The organism is Streptomyces sp. NEAU-sy36, from assembly GCF_013423905.1.
GTDB classification, from domain to species: Bacteria; Actinomycetota; Actinomycetes; order Streptomycetales; family Streptomycetaceae; genus Streptomyces; species Streptomyces misionensis.
This window is the reverse complement of record NZ_CP058977.1, coordinates 1,779,170-1,796,212: the sequence shown is the minus strand read 5'-3', so window position 1 is coordinate 1,796,212 and position 17,043 is coordinate 1,779,170. Positions and strand designations below refer to the sequence as shown.

General features: G+C 73.2%; 19 protein-coding genes and 1 pseudogene. 9 read left to right on the top strand and 11 right to left on the bottom strand.

The features are described from left to right. Nucleotides 1-75: 75 nt before the first annotated feature. Both HZZ00_RS08135 and HZZ00_RS08130 read right to left on the bottom strand, forming a co-directional pair. Nucleotides 76-330 (bottom strand): DUF397 domain-containing protein, encoded by a 255-nt coding sequence (locus tag HZZ00_RS08135; RefSeq protein WP_070028498.1) that lies wholly within the window; start codon nt 328-330, stop codon nt 76-78. Next, nucleotides 331-1,191: a helix-turn-helix transcriptional regulator gene (locus HZZ00_RS08130; protein WP_180331566.1), complete on the bottom strand. Its 861-nt coding sequence runs from the start codon at nt 1,189-1,191 to the stop codon at nt 331-333. Nucleotides 1,192-1,408: 217 nt separating this feature from the next. On the opposite strand from HZZ00_RS08130, the pseudogene HZZ00_RS08125 reads away from it, so the two are divergent. Both HZZ00_RS08125 and HZZ00_RS08120 read left to right on the top strand, forming a co-directional pair. Next, nucleotides 1,409-1,996: pseudogene (locus HZZ00_RS08125) on the top strand (ATP-binding protein); the annotation flags it as partial. 314 nt (nt 1,997-2,310) lie between these two features. Next, complete coding sequence (locus tag HZZ00_RS08120; protein ID WP_180333426.1) at nt 2,311-2,703, top strand: hypothetical protein; 393 nt, start codon at nt 2,311-2,313, stop codon at nt 2,701-2,703. Here HZZ00_RS08120 and HZZ00_RS08115 read toward each other — a convergent pair. From HZZ00_RS08115 to HZZ00_RS08105, 3 genes are all read right to left on the bottom strand, one after another. After that, nucleotides 2,693-2,875, bottom strand: a complete 183-nt coding sequence (locus HZZ00_RS08115; RefSeq protein WP_180331564.1) for a hypothetical protein — start codon at nt 2,873-2,875, stop codon at nt 2,693-2,695. The genes HZZ00_RS08120 and HZZ00_RS08115 overlap by 11 nt on opposite strands. Nucleotides 2,876-3,054: 179 nt before the next feature. Next, entirely contained in the window at nt 3,055-3,699 is a 645-nt protein-coding gene (locus HZZ00_RS08110) for a DUF899 domain-containing protein (RefSeq protein WP_180331563.1), read from the bottom strand. Nucleotides 3,700-3,791: 92 nt separating this feature from the next. Further along, a complete protein-coding gene (locus HZZ00_RS08105) occupies nt 3,792-4,565 on the bottom strand; it encodes a nucleotidyltransferase domain-containing protein (protein WP_180331562.1) in 774 nt (257 codons plus the stop codon). Between the two features lie 141 nt (nt 4,566-4,706). Here HZZ00_RS08105 and HZZ00_RS08100 point away from each other — a divergent pair, with 141 nt between their 5' ends. Together HZZ00_RS08100 and HZZ00_RS08095 are read left to right on the top strand one after the other, a co-directional pair. After that, complete coding sequence (locus HZZ00_RS08100) at nt 4,707-5,135, top strand: RidA family protein (RefSeq protein WP_180331561.1); 429 nt, start codon at nt 4,707-4,709, stop codon at nt 5,133-5,135. Then, nucleotides 5,132-5,584 carry a GNAT family N-acetyltransferase gene (locus tag HZZ00_RS08095; RefSeq protein ID WP_180331560.1) on the top strand — a complete coding sequence of 151 codons (453 nt, stop codon included), beginning with the start codon at nt 5,132-5,134 and terminating at the stop codon, nt 5,582-5,584. Before HZZ00_RS08100 ends, HZZ00_RS08095 begins: the two co-directional genes overlap by 4 nt. 75 nt (nt 5,585-5,659) lie before the next feature. Here the strand turns inward: HZZ00_RS08095 and HZZ00_RS08090 are convergent, their stop codons facing one another. After that, nucleotides 5,660-6,361, bottom strand: a complete 702-nt coding sequence (locus HZZ00_RS08090; RefSeq protein WP_180331559.1) for a uracil-DNA glycosylase — start codon at nt 6,359-6,361, stop codon at nt 5,660-5,662. A gap of 163 nt (nt 6,362-6,524) precedes the next feature. Here HZZ00_RS08090 and HZZ00_RS08085 point away from each other — a divergent pair, with 163 nt between their 5' ends. Beyond that, nucleotides 6,525-7,097, top strand: coding sequence for an RNA-binding S4 domain-containing protein (locus HZZ00_RS08085; protein WP_257585714.1), 573 nt, complete (start codon nt 6,525-6,527; stop codon nt 7,095-7,097). A gap of 76 nt (nt 7,098-7,173) precedes the next feature. On the opposite strand, the gene HZZ00_RS08080 is transcribed toward HZZ00_RS08085, so the two are convergent. Beyond that, complete coding sequence (locus HZZ00_RS08080; protein WP_180331558.1) at nt 7,174-7,857, bottom strand: bifunctional 2-polyprenyl-6-hydroxyphenol methylase/3-demethylubiquinol 3-O-methyltransferase UbiG; 684 nt, start codon at nt 7,855-7,857, stop codon at nt 7,174-7,176. A 185-nt stretch (nt 7,858-8,042) separates the two neighbouring features. Here HZZ00_RS08080 and HZZ00_RS08075 point away from each other — a divergent pair, with 185 nt between their 5' ends. After that, complete coding sequence (locus HZZ00_RS08075; RefSeq protein WP_180331557.1) at nt 8,043-8,366, top strand: DUF6343 family protein; 324 nt, start codon at nt 8,043-8,045, stop codon at nt 8,364-8,366. A gap of 16 nt (nt 8,367-8,382) precedes the next feature. On the opposite strand, the gene HZZ00_RS08070 is transcribed toward HZZ00_RS08075, so the two are convergent. From HZZ00_RS08070 to HZZ00_RS08060, 3 genes are read right to left on the bottom strand one after another with little or no spacing between them, the layout of a single operon-like run. Further along, the gene (locus HZZ00_RS08070) at nt 8,383-8,763 is read right to left on the bottom strand and encodes a M48 family metallopeptidase (RefSeq protein WP_180331556.1); all 381 of its coding nucleotides are present in this window, start codon (nt 8,761-8,763) and stop codon (nt 8,383-8,385) included. A gap of 49 nt (nt 8,764-8,812) precedes the next feature. Further along, the gene (coaE, locus tag HZZ00_RS08065) at nt 8,813-9,439 is read right to left on the bottom strand and encodes a dephospho-CoA kinase (protein WP_180331555.1); all 627 of its coding nucleotides are present in this window, start codon (nt 9,437-9,439) and stop codon (nt 8,813-8,815) included. A gap of 49 nt (nt 9,440-9,488) precedes the next feature. After that, a complete protein-coding gene (locus HZZ00_RS08060; RefSeq protein WP_070028509.1) occupies nt 9,489-10,427 on the bottom strand; it encodes a proteasome assembly chaperone family protein in 939 nt (312 codons plus the stop codon). Nucleotides 10,428-10,656: 229 nt separating this feature from the next. On the opposite strand from HZZ00_RS08060, the gene HZZ00_RS08055 reads away from it, so the two are divergent. Next, complete coding sequence (locus tag HZZ00_RS08055; RefSeq protein WP_180331554.1) at nt 10,657-11,619, top strand: nitrous oxide reductase family maturation protein NosD; 963 nt, start codon at nt 10,657-10,659, stop codon at nt 11,617-11,619. Between the two features lie 118 nt (nt 11,620-11,737). Here HZZ00_RS08055 and rpsA read toward each other — a convergent pair whose 3' ends face one another. Beyond that, on the bottom strand, nt 11,738-13,228 hold the full coding sequence (rpsA, locus tag HZZ00_RS08050) for a 30S ribosomal protein S1 (protein WP_180331553.1): 1,491 nt from the start codon (nt 13,226-13,228) through the stop codon (nt 11,738-11,740). Between the two features lie 362 nt (nt 13,229-13,590). On the opposite strand from rpsA, the gene HZZ00_RS08045 reads away from it, so the two are divergent. Together HZZ00_RS08045 and hrpB are read left to right on the top strand one after the other, a co-directional pair. Then, nucleotides 13,591-14,436: a class I SAM-dependent methyltransferase gene (locus HZZ00_RS08045; protein ID WP_180333424.1), complete on the top strand. Its 846-nt coding sequence runs from the start codon at nt 13,591-13,593 to the stop codon at nt 14,434-14,436. A 60-nt stretch (nt 14,437-14,496) separates the two neighbouring features. Beyond that, nucleotides 14,497-17,016, top strand: a complete 2,520-nt coding sequence (hrpB, locus tag HZZ00_RS08040) for an ATP-dependent helicase HrpB (protein ID WP_180331552.1) — start codon at nt 14,497-14,499, stop codon at nt 17,014-17,016. Nucleotides 17,017-17,043 lie beyond the last annotated feature (27 nt).

Sequence of the window (17,043 nt, the reverse complement as noted above, 5' to 3'; positions counted from 1 at the left end):
CGTCTAATGTGAAGGGTTGTCAAGTCTGTTGTCAATGCGTGAAGTCGAGCAAGTAATCAACACAGGCGACACGTGTCAGGTGAGCAGGAAGTCGGCCTCCCCCGCCTTGGCGCCTTCTATGAAGGCGGTCATCTCGTCCATGGTGTAGATCAGCGCCGGCCCGTCCGGGTCGGTGGACTGGCGTACGGCGATCCGGCCGTCGGCCAGTTTCATCGCCTCCAGGCAGTTTCCTCCGTTGCCGCCGCTCCAGGGCTTGTGCCAGCCCTCGCTGCCCAACTCCCGTGCGGGCATGCCGTTGTAGACGCGTGCGCGCGGCTTGATGCGTTCCATTCAGAGCTCCTTGCGGAGATCCCGGAGGATCTCTTTCGTGCGTTGTGCCGTGGCGGCCTGCGCCGCCATGCGGTCCATGACCTCCAGGTGGGTCGCCACCTCGGTGCGCGCGTCGAGGTAGACGGCGCCGGTCAGGTACTCGCTGTAGACCATGTCCGGCAGTTCTGACATGGCAAATCGGAACAGCACGAAGGGCCCGTAGGTCCCCGGGTGGGGCCCGTTCTCGAACGGGGCGACCTGGAGCGTCACGTTCGGCAGGTTCGCCGCCTCCAGGAGCCTGTCGACCTGGGCGCGCATCACCTCGGGCCCGCCGACCGGGCGGCGCAGGGCGGTCTCGTCCATCACGGCCCAGAACCGGGGGGCGTCGGAGCGGGTGAGCAACTGCTGGCGCTGCATGCGCAGCGCGACATGGCGCTCGATGTCGTCCGGGCTGGTCTGGCCGATGGCGCCGGATCTGAGTACTCCGCGGGCGTAGTCCTCGGTCTGGAGGAGTCCGGGGACGAAGTGGGGTTCGTAGGAGCGGATGAGGCTCGCCGCGCCCTCCAGGCTGACGTACATGGAGAACCAGCCGGGCAGGATGTCGTGGAACCGCTGCCACCAGCCGGGGCGGTTGGCCTCCTCGGCCAGCTGGACGAAGGCCTCGGCCTCGTCCTCGGGCACACCGTAGGCCTTCAGCAGCAGCTGGAGGTACGGGATCTTGAAGGCGACCTCGGCCATCTCCATGCGGCGGACGGTGGCGGGGGCGACGCGCAGTACCCGCGCGGCGTCCTCGCGCTTGAGCCCGGCGCGTTCCCGCAGGTCCAGCAGGCGCCGCCCGAGGACAACCTGTCCCACCGTCGGCGCGGACCGCGGCTCGCTCACGCTCCCACCTCCACCGAAAGCCTTCACTCAAAGGAACCCTGACAGCCCTGCGGCGCCGTTCGAAGGCTCATTCGAAGACCGGGTCGGACCTCCGGTGGACCCAATTGGCGCCGCGGGACGTGCTGTTGCGAGCAGTGTGCCACGGCGCCTGACCGAGTCACAGCGCACTCTGCAATTTTCAGAGTGACTCTTGCCAAGTGTCCGCGGCAGGGCGATAGTGGCAGGCGTGATTCCGTCCGCGCCTTTAGGAACAGACGCCGCCGCCGACCGCCCCGGTCTCGGCGCCGCAGTGGCTGCCCCGCGGGGCGGCGCCGCCGAGCGCCGGTTCCGTTTCGAGCTGGTCGCGCATCCGGGTTCCGTCGCCCGGGCGAGGCGCCTGGCGCACGCCCGGCTGACCGGCTGGTCGGTGTGCGCGGACACCTGTGACAGCGCGGCCCTGGTCATATCCGAGCTGGTCACCAACGCGATCGTGCACACCGCGAGCGACCGGGTGGTGTGCGAGTTGCACGACCACGACGACATGGTCCGCATCGCCGTGCGCGACGAGGGGTGCGCTCCCGGCGAGCCCCACCCGGCCGCGCGGCGGCCCGACGAGGAGCACGGGAGGGGGTTGCTCCTCGTCGACGCGCTGTGCCGGGCCTGGGGTGCGCAGGAGCACGGCTCCGGGCTGCTGGTCTGGGCGGAGCTGGCCCGCCGGGAGGAGCCGGCCGCCGAGCCCGCCGCGCCGCGCGAGGATCTCGGCTGGGGCTCGCGCCCCAAGCCGGCCCGGCCCGGCGACTCCGGCGAGGACGAACCGGCCGAGGCCCACGACCTCGCCTCCGGTGCGGGTGCCGGGCAGCCCGCGCACCGGGTGCCGGGACAGCCGCACCCACCGCACCGAGCGCCCGAAGGACACCACCGCCGGCACGGCACCCCGGACCGCCGTCCGCACGGCGCCGCCGAGCCGCACCGGCACCGGGGCGTGGAGCAGCCTCCGCACCGGGCGCCGGAGCAGCGCCGCGACTGGGAGCGGCCGTGACCGGCGCGGCGAGCCCGGGACGGCACGGCGCGGCGGGGCGGGGCTCCGGCGGGCGCCCGGCTCCCGGCCCCGAGGCCACGGGTGCGGAACGGGCGATCGGGATGAACACCCTGGTGCGGCTGCAACGCCGGCGTCCGGGTGCGGATCCGGGCCACCGGCTGCAGGTGCCGGACGGCATGACCGTGCCGCTGGGCTGTGACGCCGTGGCCGTGCCCGATCGCCTCGGGCCGCCGGTCGTGGCACGGCTGCCGCGACTGGGGTGTGTGTACGCCGACGGGGCGCGCTGGTGGTGGATCGTGCCGTCCGACTCCGACTACGCGCTGCCCTGGCCGGCGCCCGCCGAGTATGCCCCGGGCGCGCTGGTCGGGGGCGCCGCGCGGCTGATCCACCGGCCGCGGGGCACGGTGCCGTACACCCCGCCGATCCCGCTCTACCTGGCGCTGTGCCGGGCGACGGGGACGACTCCGGACTGGTCGCGCACGATCACCGCCTGACGGCCGCTTCGCTCCCCCGGACGATCACCAGGAAGGTGTCCGTCGCCAGGTCCATGACGACCTCGGCGGGCCGGCCCTCCAGGCGTCGCGCGTGCGCGAACTCCTCCGCGGGCCGCGATCCGCGCGGACCCCCCGCCGGGAAGCGTCCGAGCACCGTTCGTCCGGTCACCATCACCATCACGCACCTCCGGAAGAGCGTCGTCCTGCGTGGTCCTGGGTCGTTCTGCGAGAGAGAACGCCCGGCAGGAGGTGAACGCCTCGGCCGGTGACCGGACTGAGACGTGTCCGGCACGGATTCGGCGCGGATCGCGATGATCCGGTCACACAGTGAAAGGAAACCGTACCTTCCGGTCAGGAGTCGTACTCGTCGTGGAGACGCAGCCCCTCGCTTCCGGCGGGGTGCCGGCCGAGGGCGGTCAGGTCGAGGAGGGCGGTGGTGCCGCCCAGTTCGGCCAGGTCCGCGTCGTGGACCGAGTAGGTGTGGAACACCCGGTCGTGCTCGCGCAGGAAGCAGCTCAGGCCCGGCCGCTCGACCAGCTCGCCGCCGTCGCGCACGGTCGCCCCGAAGTCGGTGTTGAAGTCGCCGGGCGCCGAGGAGTACCAGGGCACCGCCCAGCCCATGCGCGCCTTGAACGGCAGGATGCGGGTGAACGGGGCCCGGGAGACGGCGGCGAACGAGGTGTTCCGGGCGCGCAGATGCGCGAGGTGGCCGACCTGGTCCAGGAAGGCGGCGCAGCAGGGACAGCCGGTCTCCCACTCGGGGGCGAACATGAAGTGGTGGACGACCAGCTGGGAGCGCCCCTCGAAGAGGTCCAGCAGGGTCGCCTTGCCGTCGCCGCCCTCGAAGAGGTAGTCGGGGTCGACCTCGACCATGGGCAGCCGGCGCCGCTCGGCGCCGAGCGCCCGGCGCGCCCGGCTGACCGCTTCCTCCCTGTGTCGTAACTCCTCGCGCGCGATGCGCCATTGCTCGCGCGAGACGATCTCCGGAAGCGACATGGGCCCTCCTGTCCGACGGTCGGTCGAGAGTGCTGACCGGCGCCGGGCCCGGAACTCATCGCCGTGCGCGGGGTTTTCTCATCCGGCCGCGGTCACGGCGCCGGTGGCAGTGCCGCCGCGACGATCTCCTCCGCCCTGACGACGGCGGTGACCAGGGCGTCGGGAGCGGGGCTCAGCGCACCCAGCAGCGCGTCGAACTCCCGCAGTCCGGCCCGTTCCAGCAGCCGTTTCTCGTTGGTCACCCACTCCCCGCGGGCGGCGAGGACGGCGTGGGCCGCCTGGGTCGCGGCGGTGGCGAGGGCGCCCGCGGTCTCGGTGAGGCGCCCCCGCGGCGCGTGGTTCGCCTTGGCGTAGCCGAGGGTGGCGCGGGCGGTGCCGTGCCAGCGGTCGGCGGCGCTCCGGCGCAGCTTGTCCGGGTAGCCGGCGGGACGGGGCAGTTCGCCGCGCAGCACCCGGTTGACGGCGAGCTCGGCCACGATCAGATAGGTGGGGATGCCGGCGAGGTGGAACAGCAGCGGCTCCACCCGGAACCGGCCCTGCTCCGCCTCGGCCAGTTCGTGCTCGACCACGTCCAGGTCGCGGTAGTGCACATCGACCCGGCGTCCGTCGATGGTCAGCCAGGCCCCGCCGTTGAAGACGCCGCCGCCCCAGTCGCCGACTCCGCAGACCTCGCCCTGCCAGCCGACGGCGCGCAGGTCGGCCGGGTCGAAGGGGCCCCGGTAATAGACGGCCAGGTCCCAGTCGCTGTCGGGGCGGTGGGTGCCCTGGGCCCGGGAGCCGCCGAGGGCCACGGCGCGGACGGTGGGCAGGGCGGCGAGCCGGTCGGCGGTGGCGGAGAGGAATCCGGGGTCGGAGAGACGAGGCATGGGGCCAGCCTGGGCCATGGAGGGCCGGGTCCGCGCGCGGATTACCCCCGTGTCCTCCCCGCCGGGAAATTGGGATGCGCGCGCGCCCGACGGGGGCCGATGATCGGGAGGTTGTCCGCTGACCGTCCCAGGAGCTGATCCGTGATCCAGCGCGTCACCGTTCCGACCCTCTTCCCGCCGCCCACCTACTCCCACGCCTCCGTGGTCGAGGCGGGCACCCGACTGGCGTTCCTCGCCGGGACCGTACCGCTCGACGAGCGGGGCGAACTCGTCGGACCCGGCGATCCCGTGCGCCAGGCCGAGCAGGTGATCGCCAATCTGAGCGCACAACTGCACGCTGTGGGCAGCGACTTGGCGCACGTTCTGCGGACGGAGGTGTACGTCGTGGGCGATGAGCCCGCGACCCTGTCGGCGGTCTGGCGGGTCGTGGAGGACTCCGGGCTGAGCAAGGGCCCGCACTCGTCCACCCTGCTCGGCGTCGCCTGCCTCGGGTACACCGGACAGCTGGTGGAGATCACGGCGACCGCGGTGGTGCCCGACGGACCTGCGGACGCCGGGGAACAACGGTGACCGGGGTGGTCCTGCGGCGGGCCGTGGCGGCGGACGCCCGGGCCGCCGCCGATGTCTGGCTGCGGTCGTTCGGCGCCGCGCTGCCCACGGTCGTACGGCCGCGCACCGACGAGGAGGTCCAGGACTACTTCCGGGACGTGGTCGTGCCGCTGCGCGAGACCTGGGTGGCGGAGGCGGACGAGGAGCGGATCGTCGGGGTGATGGTGCTCGACGGGGAACTGCTGTCCCAGCTGTACCTGGACCCGCGATGGCGGGGGCGGGGGCTCGGCGACCGGTTCATGGCGGTGGCCAAGGAGCGCTGCCCGGACCGGCTGAGCCTGTGGACCTTCCAGGTCAACGGACCCGCCCGGCGCTTCTACGAACGCCACGGCTTCGTCGCCGTCGAGACCACGGACGGCCACGGCAACGAGGAGCGGGAGCCGGACGTACGGTACGTGTGGCAGCCCTGAAGGTGCCTTGCGGAAAGGCGGGTACGCCCCTCTCCGGGGCTTGCCCGCGCCGGGCACCGCGGCCGGGCCGGGGCGTCAGGACACCGGCAGTCCCGCCGTCTCCGCGGCCGTGCGCAGGACCTCGCGCAGCATCTCCGGGGTCAGCCGGCCGGTGAAGGTGTTGCGCTGGCTGACGTGGAAACAGCCGAAGAGGTCCAGGTCGTCGAGGGCGACCCGGGCGCCGTGCGCGAAGGCCGGACGGGGCCGGGGGACGGTCCAGCCCGCCTCGGCGAACGCGGGCAGCGCCGCCTGCCAGCCGAAGGCGCCGAGGACCACCGCGGCCCGCACCGTCGGGCGCAGCAGATGCAGCTCCTGGACCAGCCAGGACCGGCAGGTGTCGCGCTCGCCGGGGGTCGGCTTGTTGGCGGGCGGCGCGCAGTGCACGGGAGCGGTGACCCGGACTCCGTGCAGCTCCAGTCCGTCGTCGGCGCTGACCGAGGTGGGGCGGTTGGCGAGGCCCACGTCGTACAGCGCCTGGTAGAGCACGTCCCCGGAGCGGTCGCCGGTGAACATGCGCCCGGTGCGGTTGCCGCCGTGCGCCGCCGGGGCCAGACCGATGATCAGCAGCCGGGCGTCCGCGGGACCGAAGCCGGGCACCGGCCGGCCCCAGTACGTCCAGTCGGCGAACGCGGCCCGTTTGGTGCGCGCGACCTCCTCGCGCCACTCCACCAGCCGGGGGCAGGCCCGGCAGCCCGTGAGGCGCCGGTCCAGCCGGGCGAGAGCACCGCTGTAGTCCATACGGCCACCGTATGCCCAGGGCACCGCGACCCATGTCCGTGATCTTCGGGTGACGCCTCTCCTCCTTCCTTCTCTCTCTTCTCCCGGCGGCTCCCGCCCGGGCCCCGGGCCGCCCCGGGAAAACAGGTCCGGCTCATCCGGCCCGGGGCGTTAGGGTCGGAACATGGCTTCCGAGGACACGGACGAGAACGTGAACCCTGGCACCGTCGGGCCCGCCGGGACGGGCCCCGACCGGCCCGCCGAGGACTCCGGTGCCCGTGCCGGCCAACCGCTCGACCCCAAGGTGGCCGCCGCCGAGGCCGCGGGGCCGGGCAACGGCGAGACGGTCCGGATCGACAGCTGGATCTGGGCCGTACGGCTGATCAAGACGCGTTCCCTGGGCGCCGCCGCCTGTCGTGGTGGGCATGTGCATGTGAACGGTGAGCGGGTGAAGCCGGCGTACTCCGTCCGGGTGGGCGACGAGGTGCGGCTGCGGCATGAGGGCCGGGAGCGGGTGGTGATCGTCAAGCGCCTCATCCGCAAGCGGGTCGGCGCGCCCGTGGCCGTGCAGTGCTACATCGACAACTCCCCTCCGCCCCCGCCCCGCGAGGCCGTCGCCCCCGCCGGCCTGCGCGACCGGGGCGCCGGCCGCCCCACCAAGCGTGACCGCCGGGAGATGGAGCGCCTGCGCGGCCTCGCCGCCCCGGGCCCCGCCGCCGGCTTCGCCGGTCCTGGCGGGCGGCCCAAGGGACGCTGACGGGCGGCGCCGCCGCAACGCCGGCCGGTGCCCCGGCGGACGGACCTCCGCAGGGCCGGCCGCCGTCACCGCGCGCCTACGCCACCGGCACGGCCCGTACCCATGTCCCGTCCGCGGTCAGGTACTCGTCCACCTCCAGTCCCGCCTCCGCGAGCGCCGCTTCGAACTGCTCCTGGGTCAGGGGCCGGGCGAGGAAGGTCTGGGTCCAGGTGCCGTCCGGGAACGTGTACTCGACGTGGACGGAGTTGACCCCGTCCCCCACGGGCCGCACCGAGGCGATCCGGACCGTGAAGCCGCCGGGGTCGACCCGCTCTCTGGGCACATCGGTGTGGTAGTTCTCGCCCTCCCGCTGGATGAGGACGCTGCCCCCCTCGGCCACATGGCGGGCGCAGGTGCGCAGCAGGCCCCGGCGCACCGCCTCGTCACCGGCGTGGACCAGGAACGACGCGAGCAGCACCACGTCGAACTTCTCGTCCCCGAGGTCCAGTTCCTCGATGGGGCGGCATATCGTGCGCGCCCCGTGGATCCGGGCCAGCATCTCCGCGGACTCGTCCACCGCGGTGACCGTGAACCCCCGCTCCAGCAGCGGATGGGTCATCCGGCCCACCCCGCTGCCCAGTTCCAGGATGTGCGCCCCGGCCGGTACCGCCGCGGCGATGATGTCCGGCTCCGGCCCCGCGGGCAGCCGCGAGTAGACCTCCACCGCGCAGCCGTCCGGGGTGATCGCGCCGCTTCCCGTGCCCTCGTATCCCTCACGCATGTCGACCGTCATGCCCGGACAACGGCCCGCTTCCGACCGCCCGTTCCCGTTCGACCGTAGTTCACTCGTTCGAGCTAAGCGCCGCCGAGCGGGAACTCCGCGGCGCCCTCGGCCCGCGTCCGGCGGACGCCGTTGGTGCGCCTTGCCGCCGAAGAGTACGTTGCAAGGAGGAGTGATGAGTTCCCATGCGTACGGGCAGTGAACCGGCGACCGCGCGCAGTGCGCTGCGGGCGCGGCTGTGGCTGAGCGTGTGGGGGCTGGTCTGGGCGGTCTTCGGCACGGCGTTGTTCGCGCTGGTCGGGCTACCCGGCTGGGCGGCGGCCTGCGGAGTGCTGCTGCTGGTGATCGTCGCCGACATGACGGTGATCGTCCGGCACATCCGGCAGGGCCCGCACTACCAGCCGGGCCGCGATGTGCCGCCGTACCAGCCGCCGCGCGACGGGCAGCCGTACCCTCGGCCGCCGACGCGCCACTGGCGCCCGCGCCGGCACGGACACGGGCACCCCTGACAGGAGCCCCGGTCCGTCAGCCGTCGAAGCGCGCCGCCTTCAGGTACTCGGGGTTGGGGTCGAGCGCCGCCGCCAGCCGGAAGTGGCGTTTGGCCTGGTCGGGGCGGCCCTGGCGTTCATAGGTGCGGGCGAGAGCGAAGTGCGCGAACGCGTTGTCCGGCTCCCGTTCCAGCACGATGGTGAACTCCAGCTCCGCGGGGCGCAGTTGCGCGGCGGCGAAGAAGGCACGCGCGCGCAGCAGGCGGGCCGCGGTGTTCTCGGGGTGCGCGGCGATGACCCCGTCGAGCAGCTTCACCGCACCCCGGGGATCCCGCGCGTTGAGCAGCTGCTCGGCGGCGCGGAAGTCGATGACATGGGTCTCCGGAGTGGGTCCGGGCGAACCGCTGGTCTCGGGCACGGCACAGTCCTTCCCTTGTTCCGGAAGTTCAACGCCCCCGCGCGGACCGCTATTCCGTGGACCCGTCCGCGGCGAAGGTGCCACGGGCGCGACGGACCAGGTCGTCCCAGACCGCGTCGACGCGCTCGCGCAGCGCGTCCAACGGCACGTCGTTGTCGATCACGATGTCGGCGATCGCGCGCCGCTGCTCGCGGGTGGCCTGCGCGGCCATCCGGGCGCGGGCGTCCTCCTCGGTCATCCCCCGCAGCCGTGTCAGCCGGTCGAGCTGGGTCTCGGGGCGCGCGTCCACGACGACCACCAGGTCGTACAGCGGCGCGAGGCCGTTCTCGGTCAGCAGGGGCACGTCGTGGATCACCACGGCGTCCGGGGCCGCGGCCTCCTCCAGCTCACGGGAGCGGGCGCCGACCAGGGGGTGCACGATCGAGTTGAGGACGGCGAGCTTGTCCGGGTCGGCGAAGACGATCGAGCCGAGCCGGGGCCGGTCGAGGCTTCCGTCCGGGGCCAGGACGTCCGCGCCGAAGGCCTCGACCACGGCCCGCAGGCCGGGCGTGCCGGGCGCGACGACCTCACGGGCGATGCGGTCCGCGTCGATCAGCACGGCACCGTGCTTGACGAGCAGCCGCGACACCTCGCTCTTGCCGGCACCGATGCCGCCGGTCAGGCCAACTTTCAGCATGAGCGGAAGCTTAGGCCCTGCCACGGACGGCGGCAGGGCCGGCCGGTGGTCAGGCCTCGCCCTCCCGCTCCGCCAGGAACCGCTCGAACTCGCGCCCGATCTCGTCCGCGGAGGGGATCTCCACCGGCTCGGCGAGCATGTTGCCCCGGGTCTCGGCGCCGGCCGCCGCGTCGTACTGGTGCTCAAGTCCCTGGACGAGCGAGGTCAGTTCCTCGTCGCCCTCCTGGATCTGCCGGTCGATCTCGGTCTGGGTGCGGCGGGCCTCGGTGCGCAGGGAGTGCGCGATGCCGGGCAGGACCAGTCCGGTGGCCGCGGTGATCGCCTCCAGGACGGTCAGGGCGGCGTCCGGGTACGGGGAGCGCGCGACGTAGTGCGGCACGTGTGCGGCGACTCCCAGCACGTCGTGCCCCGCCTGCATGAGGCGGTACTCCACCAGCTGCTCCACGCTGCCCGGCACCTGGGCCTCCTCGAAGGGGCTGCGGTGGCCGGGGACGAGGTCCGCGCGGTTGCCGTGCGGGGTCAGGCCCACGGGGCGGGTGTGGGGCACGCCCATGGGCAGGCCGCTGAAGTTCACGGCCAGACGGACGCCGAGCCGGTCGGCGATCTGCCGTACGGCCGTCGAGAAACGCTCCCACTCCACGTCCGGCTCGGGCCCGGACAGCAGCAGGAAGGGGGCGCCGGTGGCGTCCTGGACGATGTGGACCTCTATGGCCGGGGTCTCGTAGTCGGTCCAGCGGTCGCGCTTGAAGGTGAGCAGGGGCCGGCGGGCCCGGTAGTCCACGAGGCGGTCGTGGTCGAAGCGCGCCACGACCTGGTGGGGCAGCGAGTCGAGCAGCCGGTCGACGATCTGGTCACCGGTCTCGCCCGCGTCGATGTATCCGTCGAAGTGGTAGAGCATGACAAGGCCGGCCGATTCCTGGGCGAGCGCCATGTCGACCACGGCGAGGCCCTTCGGCTCCCATGCGTACAAACCCTGCGGATCAAGCACTATGACCGCTCCTCCTCCTGTTCCACTCCTACAACGTGCCCCGGCACGGGACCATTCCCGCGACACGCCGTGGATCGGCGGTCCCTCTCCGGGCATCTTGACGCCCCGTCACCTGGTCCGTACCTTCTCGGAGACCGTCGTTCACGATGACGGCCGTGGTTCATGTATGAGATTCGCGCCGCCCCGAAGTATGAGACCAAGCGCCCGTACGCCAGGAAGGCAGCCCCCCATGCGTCCACGCACGCCGCTCACCGTCCTGCTCGGCACGGCCGCCGTCACCGGCGGTCTGCTCCTCGTCGCGCCGAGTCCGTCCGTCGCCGCCTCCACCGTCGAGGTGACGACCGCGGCCCAGCTGAAGACCGCCCTCGCGAACGCGCGGCCCGGCGACACGATCCATCTCGCCGACGGCACCTACAGCGGGAACTTCAACGCGACCACGCCGGCCACCGCGTCCGCCCGCATCACCCTCACCGGCTCCGCCGAGGCCGTGCTCACCGCCGGCGGCGGCTACGGCCTCCATCTGAACGGCGCCTCCTACTGGACGGTCAGCGGGCTCACGGTGGCCGGCGGCCAGAAGGGCATCGTGATCGACGCCTCCAAGGGCGTGACCGTCGACGGCGTCACGGTGCACGGACTGGCGATGGAGGGGGTGCACTTCCGCAACTCCAGCACGGACGGCGTGATCAGGAACTCGCGGATCTACGACACCGGGAGGGACGGCGACGGCATGGGCGAAGGCGTGTACGTGGGCACCGCCAGCACCCTGTCCGACAACAGCGACCGCATCCAGATCCTGGACAACACCATCGGCCCGGACGTGGGCGGCGAGAACGTCGACGTCAAGGAGGGCACGACCGGCACCCGGATCATCGGGAACACCTTCGACGGCAGCGGCCTGACCGGCGCCAACTACGACGACTCCTGGGTCGACGTGAAGGGCAACGACGTCCTGGTCCAGGACAACACCGGCACCCGCACCAGCAACGACGGCTACCAGACCCACAGCCAGCAGCCCGGCTGGGGCTGCGGCACGGTCTTCAAGGGCAACAAGTCGAACCTGACGGGGGCCACGGGCTCCACCCGGCTGGCCATCGACGTCACCAACTACGGCGCCGACTGCCGGACGACGGTCTACAGCTCGAACACGGTGACGGACGGCAAGGGCCTGACCAACATCCAGGTGACCGGCTGAGGGGCACGGGGAACCGTGCGGCAGCCCACGGCCGGACCGCCCGGGAAAACCCTGAGGGGCCCCACCTCGAAAGGTGGGGCCCCTCAGCAGCTAACTGCCAAGCCTCAGCGGCCTGAGATCAGCTCTGGCCGCCGGCGAGCTTCTCGCGCAGCGCGGCCAGCGCCTCGTCCGAGGCCAGCGCGCCGGAGTTGTCCGCGCCCTCGGAGGAGTACGAGCCGCCGGTCGCGGCCGGAGCCGCAGCCTCGCCGCCCTCGGCCGCGGCAGCGGCGTCGGCCTCGCGGGACTTGATGACCTGCTGCTGGTGCTGCTCGAAGCGGGACTGCGCCTCGGCGTACTGGCGCTCCCACTCCTCGCGCTGCTTCTCGTAGCCCTCGAGCCAGTCGTTGGTCTCGGGGTCGAAGCCCTCGGGGTAGATGTAGTTGCCCTGGTCGTCGTAGGACGCGGCCATGCCGTACAGGGTCGGGTCGAACTCGACGGCCGACGGGTCGGCGCCGAAGGACTCGTTGGCCTGCTTCAGCGACAGGCTGATGCGACGACGCTCGAGGTCGATGTCGATGACCTTGACGAAGATCTCGTCGTTGACCTGGACGACCTGCTCCGGGATCTCCACGTGGCGCTCGGCCAGCTCGGAGATGTGGACCAGACCCTCGATGCCCTCGTCCACGCGGACGAACGCACCGAACGGAACCAGCTTCGTGACCTTGCCGGGCACGACCTGGCCGATCTGGTGGGTGCGGGCGAACTGCTGCCACGGGTCTTCCTGGGTCGCCTTCAGCGACAGGGAGACGCGCTCGCGGTCCATGTCGACGTCGAGGACCTCGACGGTGACCTCCTGGCCGACCTCGACGACCTCGGACGGGTGGTCGATGTGCTTCCAGGACAGCTCGGAGACGTGGACCAGACCGTCGACGCCACCCAGGTCCACGAAGGCACCGAAGTTGACGATCGAGGAGACCACACCGGAGCGGACCTGACCCTTCTGGAGGGTCGTGAGGAACGTCTGGCGGACCTCGGACTGGGTCTGCTCCAGCCAGGCACGGCGGGACAGGACCACGTTGTTGCGGTTCTTGTCCAGCTCGATGATCTTCGCCTCGAGCTCCTTGCCGACGTACGGCTGGAGGTCGCGGACGCGGCGCATCTCGACCAGGGAGGCCGGGAGGAAGCCGCGGAGGCCGATGTCGAGGATGAGACCACCCTTGACGACCTCGATGACGGTACCGGTGACGATGCCGTCCTCTTCCTTGATCTTCTCGATGGTGCCCCAGGCACGCTCGTACTGGGCGCGCTTCTTCGAGAGGATCAGGCGGCCTTCCTTGTCCTCCTTCTGGAGGACCAGGGCCTCGATCTCGTCGCCGACGGCGACGACCTCGTTCGGGTCGACGTCGTGCTTGATCGAGAGCTCGCGGCTCGGGATGACACCTTCGGTCTTGTAACCGATGTCGAGCAGGACCTCGTCCCGGTCGACCTTCACGATGACGCCGTCGACGATGTCGCCGTCGTTGAAGTACTTGATCGTCTCGTCGATCGCTGCGAGGAAGGCTTCCTCGTTACCGATGTCGTTGACCGCTACCTGCGGGGTGGTGGCGGTGGTCTCGGTGCTGCTCGTCATGTGGGAAAGGGCTCCGGTACGGACATTGAAGTCGTAGGTACTGCTTACGCCGGGAGCCCGTTTCGCTCTGCAGAAGCCGGACAGCCAAGGAAGCGCCAACCATAAGGACACTGGGTGCCCGGTGGCGCCTCGACAACCGAGGGGACATACATACAGATGCGAGCGCAGCCTGCTACGTCTGAGGTGCGCAGGCCCGCAGCGCAACTTGTAGCATACGGGGGCAGCCGGACAGGGTCAATGCGCGAAGGCGGACACCCGGGACAGACGGCCGCATACCCGGCGCAAGAATGTCCCACAGGACCGCGTGACGGGGCCGTGCGACCCCTTCTCCGGCATACCTCCGTCCGGGGGTCGGACGGAAGATTACGACGAGGGAGCCGATCATCCAAGAGCCGGAACGGCCCGAGCCCGAGGGGTTCGAGCCCGAAGCCACCCGCCGTGACGCCGGGGTCGCGGAGAGCAGCCGGGCCAACCGCGGCTGGTGGGACCGCAACGCGGACGAGTACCAGGTCGAGCACGGCACGTTCCTCGGCGACGACCGGTTCGTGTGGGGCCCGGAGGGCCTGGACGAGGTGGAGGCCGAGCTGCTCGGCCCGCCGGAGGACCTGAAGGGCAAGGACGTCCTGGAGATCGGCGCCGGCGCGGCCCAGTGCGCGCGCTGGCTGGCCGCCCAGGGGGCGCGCCCGGTGGCCCTGGACCTCTCGCACCGCCAGCTCCAGCACGCGCTGCGCATCGGCGGATCGTTTCCGCTGGTGTGCGCGGACGCGGGCGCGCTGCCGTTCGCGGACGGCTCCTTCGACCTGGCGTGCTCGGCGTACGGCGCGCTGCCGTTCGTCGCGGATCCGCGCCTTGTGCTGCGCGAGGTGCGGCGGGTGCTGCGGCCGGGCGGGCGGTTCGTCTTCTCGGTGACCCACCCGATCCGCTGGGCGTTCCCGGACGAGCCGGGTCCCGAGGGCCTGTCGGTGTCCGCCTCCTACTTCGACCGCACGCCCTACGTGGAGCAGGACGAGGAGGGCCGGGCGGTCTACGTGGAGCACCACAGGACGCTCGGCGACCGGGTGCGGGACATCGTGGCCTCGGGTCTGCGCCTGGTGGACCTGGTCGAGCCGGAGTGGCCGGCCTGGAACAGCTCCGAGTGGGGCGGCTGGTCCCCGCTGCGGGGCGGCCTGATCCCGGGCACGGCCATCTTCGTGTGCGAGCGGGACTGACGGGACCGGGCAGCGCACCGGGCGTGCGGGGCCTCCCGGACGTCGTACGACACTGGGGGCGTGATCCGTGACGACGCCCTGGACGCGCTGCCCGTGCGCTCCGCCCTGCCCGCCCTGACCGACGCGCTCGCGGACGGCGGCACCGCCGTCCTGGTGGCGCCGCCCGGCACCGGCAAGACGACTCTGGTGCCGCTGGTGCTGGCGGGGCTGGTCGGGGACGGTCCCGCGCGGCGGGTCGTGGTGGCCGAGCCGCGGCGGATCGCGGCGCGAGCGGCGGCCCGGCGGATGGCGTGGCTGCTGGGCGAGCGGCCCGGCGAGAGCGTGGGCTTCACGGTGCGCGGCGAGCGGGCCGTGGGCCGCGGCACCCGGGTGGAGGTCGTGACCACCGGCGTGCTGTTGCAGCGGCTCCAGCGCGACCAGGAACTGGCCGGGGCCGACGTCGTGGTGCTCGACGAGTGTCATGAGCGGCATCTGGACGCCGACACGGCGGCGGCCTTCCTGTGGGACGTGCGGCAGACCCTGCGGCCGGAGCTGCGGCTGGTGGCGGCGTCGGCGACCACGGACGCCGAGGGGTGGGCGCGGCTGCTGGGCGGGGCGCCGGTGGTGGAGGCGACGGGCGTGAGCCATCCCGTGGAGGTGGTGTGGGCGCCGCCCGTGCGCCCGGTCCGGCCGCCGCACGGGATGCGGGTGGACCCCGCGCTGCTGGCGCACGTGGCGTCGGTGGTGCGGCGGGCGCTGGCCGAGCGGGACGGTGACGTGCTGTGTTTCCTGCCGGGGGTCGGCGAGATCGCGCGGGTGGCCGGACAGCTGGGGGAGCTGGGCGCGGTGGACGTCCTCCAGGTGCACGGGCGGGCGCCGGCGGCCGTGCAGGAGGCGGTGCTGGCGCCCGGGGCGCGGCGCCGGGTGGTGCTGGCGACGTCGGTCGCGGAGTCCTCGCTGACGGTGCCCGGGGTGCGGGTGGTGGTGGACTCGGGGCTCGCCCGGGAGCCGCGGGTGGACCATGCGCGCGGGATCGGCGGTCTGACGACGGTACGGGCCTCACGGGCGGCCGGGCGGCAGCGGGCGGGCCGGGCCGGGCGTGAGGCGCCGGGGACGGTGTACCGGTGCTGGGCGGAGGCCGAGGACGGCCGTCTGCCGGCGTTCCCGGCACCGGAGATCAAGGTGGCCGATCTGACCGCGTTCGCCCTCCAGACGGCCTGCTGGGGCGATCCGGACGCCTCGGGGCTCGCGCTGCTGGATCCGCCGCCGCCCGGCGCGATGGCGGCGGCGCGCTCCGCGCTGGCGGCGGTGGGCGCGGTGGACTCCGCGGGCCGGGCCGTCGACCGGGGGGTGCGGCTGTCCCGCCTCGGGGTCCATCCCCGGCTGGGGCGGGCCCTGCTCGACACGGCGGGCGCGGGGGCCGAGGTGGTCGCGCTGCTGTCGGAGGAGGTGCCGCGGGAGTACGGCGACGATCTCGCCGCCGCGTTGCGGCGCGCGCGGCGCGGGGGTGACGCCTACGCGGGGCGCTGGGCCGCGGAGGTGCGGCGGCTGCGGGCGGTGTCGGCGCAGTCGCCCGGGCCGTCCGCCGGCCCGTCGGAGGGCGCCCTCGGCGCCGGGCCGGGCACCGGTGACGAGCACCTCGCCGGGCTGGTCGCCGCGCTCGCCTTTCCCGAGCGGATCGCGAAGTGGGACGGCGGGTCGTACCTCATGGTGTCCGGGACGCGGGCCGAGGTGGCGGAGGGTTCGGCGTTGCGGGGCGCGCCGTGGATCGTCGTGGCGGTCGCCGACCGGCCGGGCGGCAAGGGGCATGCCCGGGTGCGGCTGGGGGCCGCCGTGCCGGAGGAGGTGGCGCGGGCCGCGGCCGGGGCGGTGCTGGCGGAGCGGGACGAGGTGCGCTGGGCCGAGGGGGACGTCGTGGCGCGGCGTGTCGAGCGGCTGGGGGCGGTGGAGTCGGCCGTGCGGCCGTTGCGGGACCCGGCGCCGGAGCTGGTGCGGGCGGCGCTGCTGGACGGGCTGCGCCAGGAGGGGCTCGGCCTGTTGCGCTGGACGCCGGACGCGGAGGTGCTGCGGCAGCGGCTGGCGTTCCTGCGCGCCCGCCTCGGGGAGCCGTGGCCGGACGTGTCGGACGAGGCGCTGCTGGCCGGCTGGGCGCAGTGGCTGGAGCCGGAGCTGGGCCGGGCCCGGCGCCGGGCGGACCTGGCGCGGATCGACGCCGGGCAGGCGCTGGCGCGGCTGCTGCCCTGGGCGAGCGGGGAGGCGGCCCGGCTGGACGAGCTGGCGCCCGAGCGGATCACCGTGCCGAGCGGGTCCAGGATCCGGATCGACTACCGGGACCCGGAGCGGCCGGTGCTCGCGGTCAAGCTCCAGGAGATGTTCGGGCTGGCGCGGACGCCGTCGGTGGCGGGCGTCCCGCTGCTGGTGCACCTGCTCTCCCCCGCGGGCCGGCCCGCCGCCGTGACGGCCGACCTGGCGTCGTTCTGGCGGGACGGCTACCGGAACGTACGGGCGGAGCTGCGCGGCCGTTATCCGAAGCACCCGTGGCCCGAGGATCCGGCGGGTGCCGAGCCCACCCGGCACACCAACGCGCGGCTCAGGCGCTGACCGGGAGAGCGTCGGCGGCGGTGGCGC

Coding starts and splice junctions, on each gene's coding strand:
- HZZ00_RS08135 (WP_070028498.1), bottom strand. CDS start 330: ATGGAACGCATCAAGCCGCGCGCACGCGTCTACAACGGCATGCCCGCA.
- HZZ00_RS08120 (WP_180333426.1), top strand. CDS start 2,311: ATGAACACCCTGGTGCGGCTGCAACGCCGGCGTCCGGGTGCGGATCCG.
- HZZ00_RS08115 (WP_180331564.1), bottom strand. CDS start 2,875: ATGGTGACCGGACGAACGGTGCTCGGACGCTTCCCGGCGGGGGGTCCG.
- HZZ00_RS08110 (WP_180331563.1), bottom strand. CDS start 3,699: ATGTCGCTTCCGGAGATCGTCTCGCGCGAGCAATGGCGCATCGCGCGC.
- HZZ00_RS08105 (WP_180331562.1), bottom strand. CDS start 4,565: ATGCCTCGTCTCTCCGACCCCGGATTCCTCTCCGCCACCGCCGACCGG.
- HZZ00_RS08090 (WP_180331559.1), bottom strand. CDS start 6,361: ATGGACTACAGCGGTGCTCTCGCCCGGCTGGACCGGCGCCTCACGGGC.
- HZZ00_RS08085 (WP_257585714.1), top strand. CDS start 6,525: ATGGCTTCCGAGGACACGGACGAGAACGTGAACCCTGGCACCGTCGGG.
- HZZ00_RS08080 (WP_180331558.1), bottom strand. CDS start 7,857: ATGCGTGAGGGATACGAGGGCACGGGAAGCGGCGCGATCACCCCGGAC.
- HZZ00_RS08075 (WP_180331557.1), top strand. CDS start 8,043: ATGCGTACGGGCAGTGAACCGGCGACCGCGCGCAGTGCGCTGCGGGCG.
- coaE (WP_180331555.1), bottom strand. CDS start 9,439: ATGCTGAAAGTTGGCCTGACCGGCGGCATCGGTGCCGGCAAGAGCGAG.
- HZZ00_RS08055 (WP_180331554.1), top strand. CDS start 10,657: ATGCGTCCACGCACGCCGCTCACCGTCCTGCTCGGCACGGCCGCCGTC.
- rpsA (WP_180331553.1), bottom strand. CDS start 13,228: ATGACGAGCAGCACCGAGACCACCGCCACCACCCCGCAGGTAGCGGTC.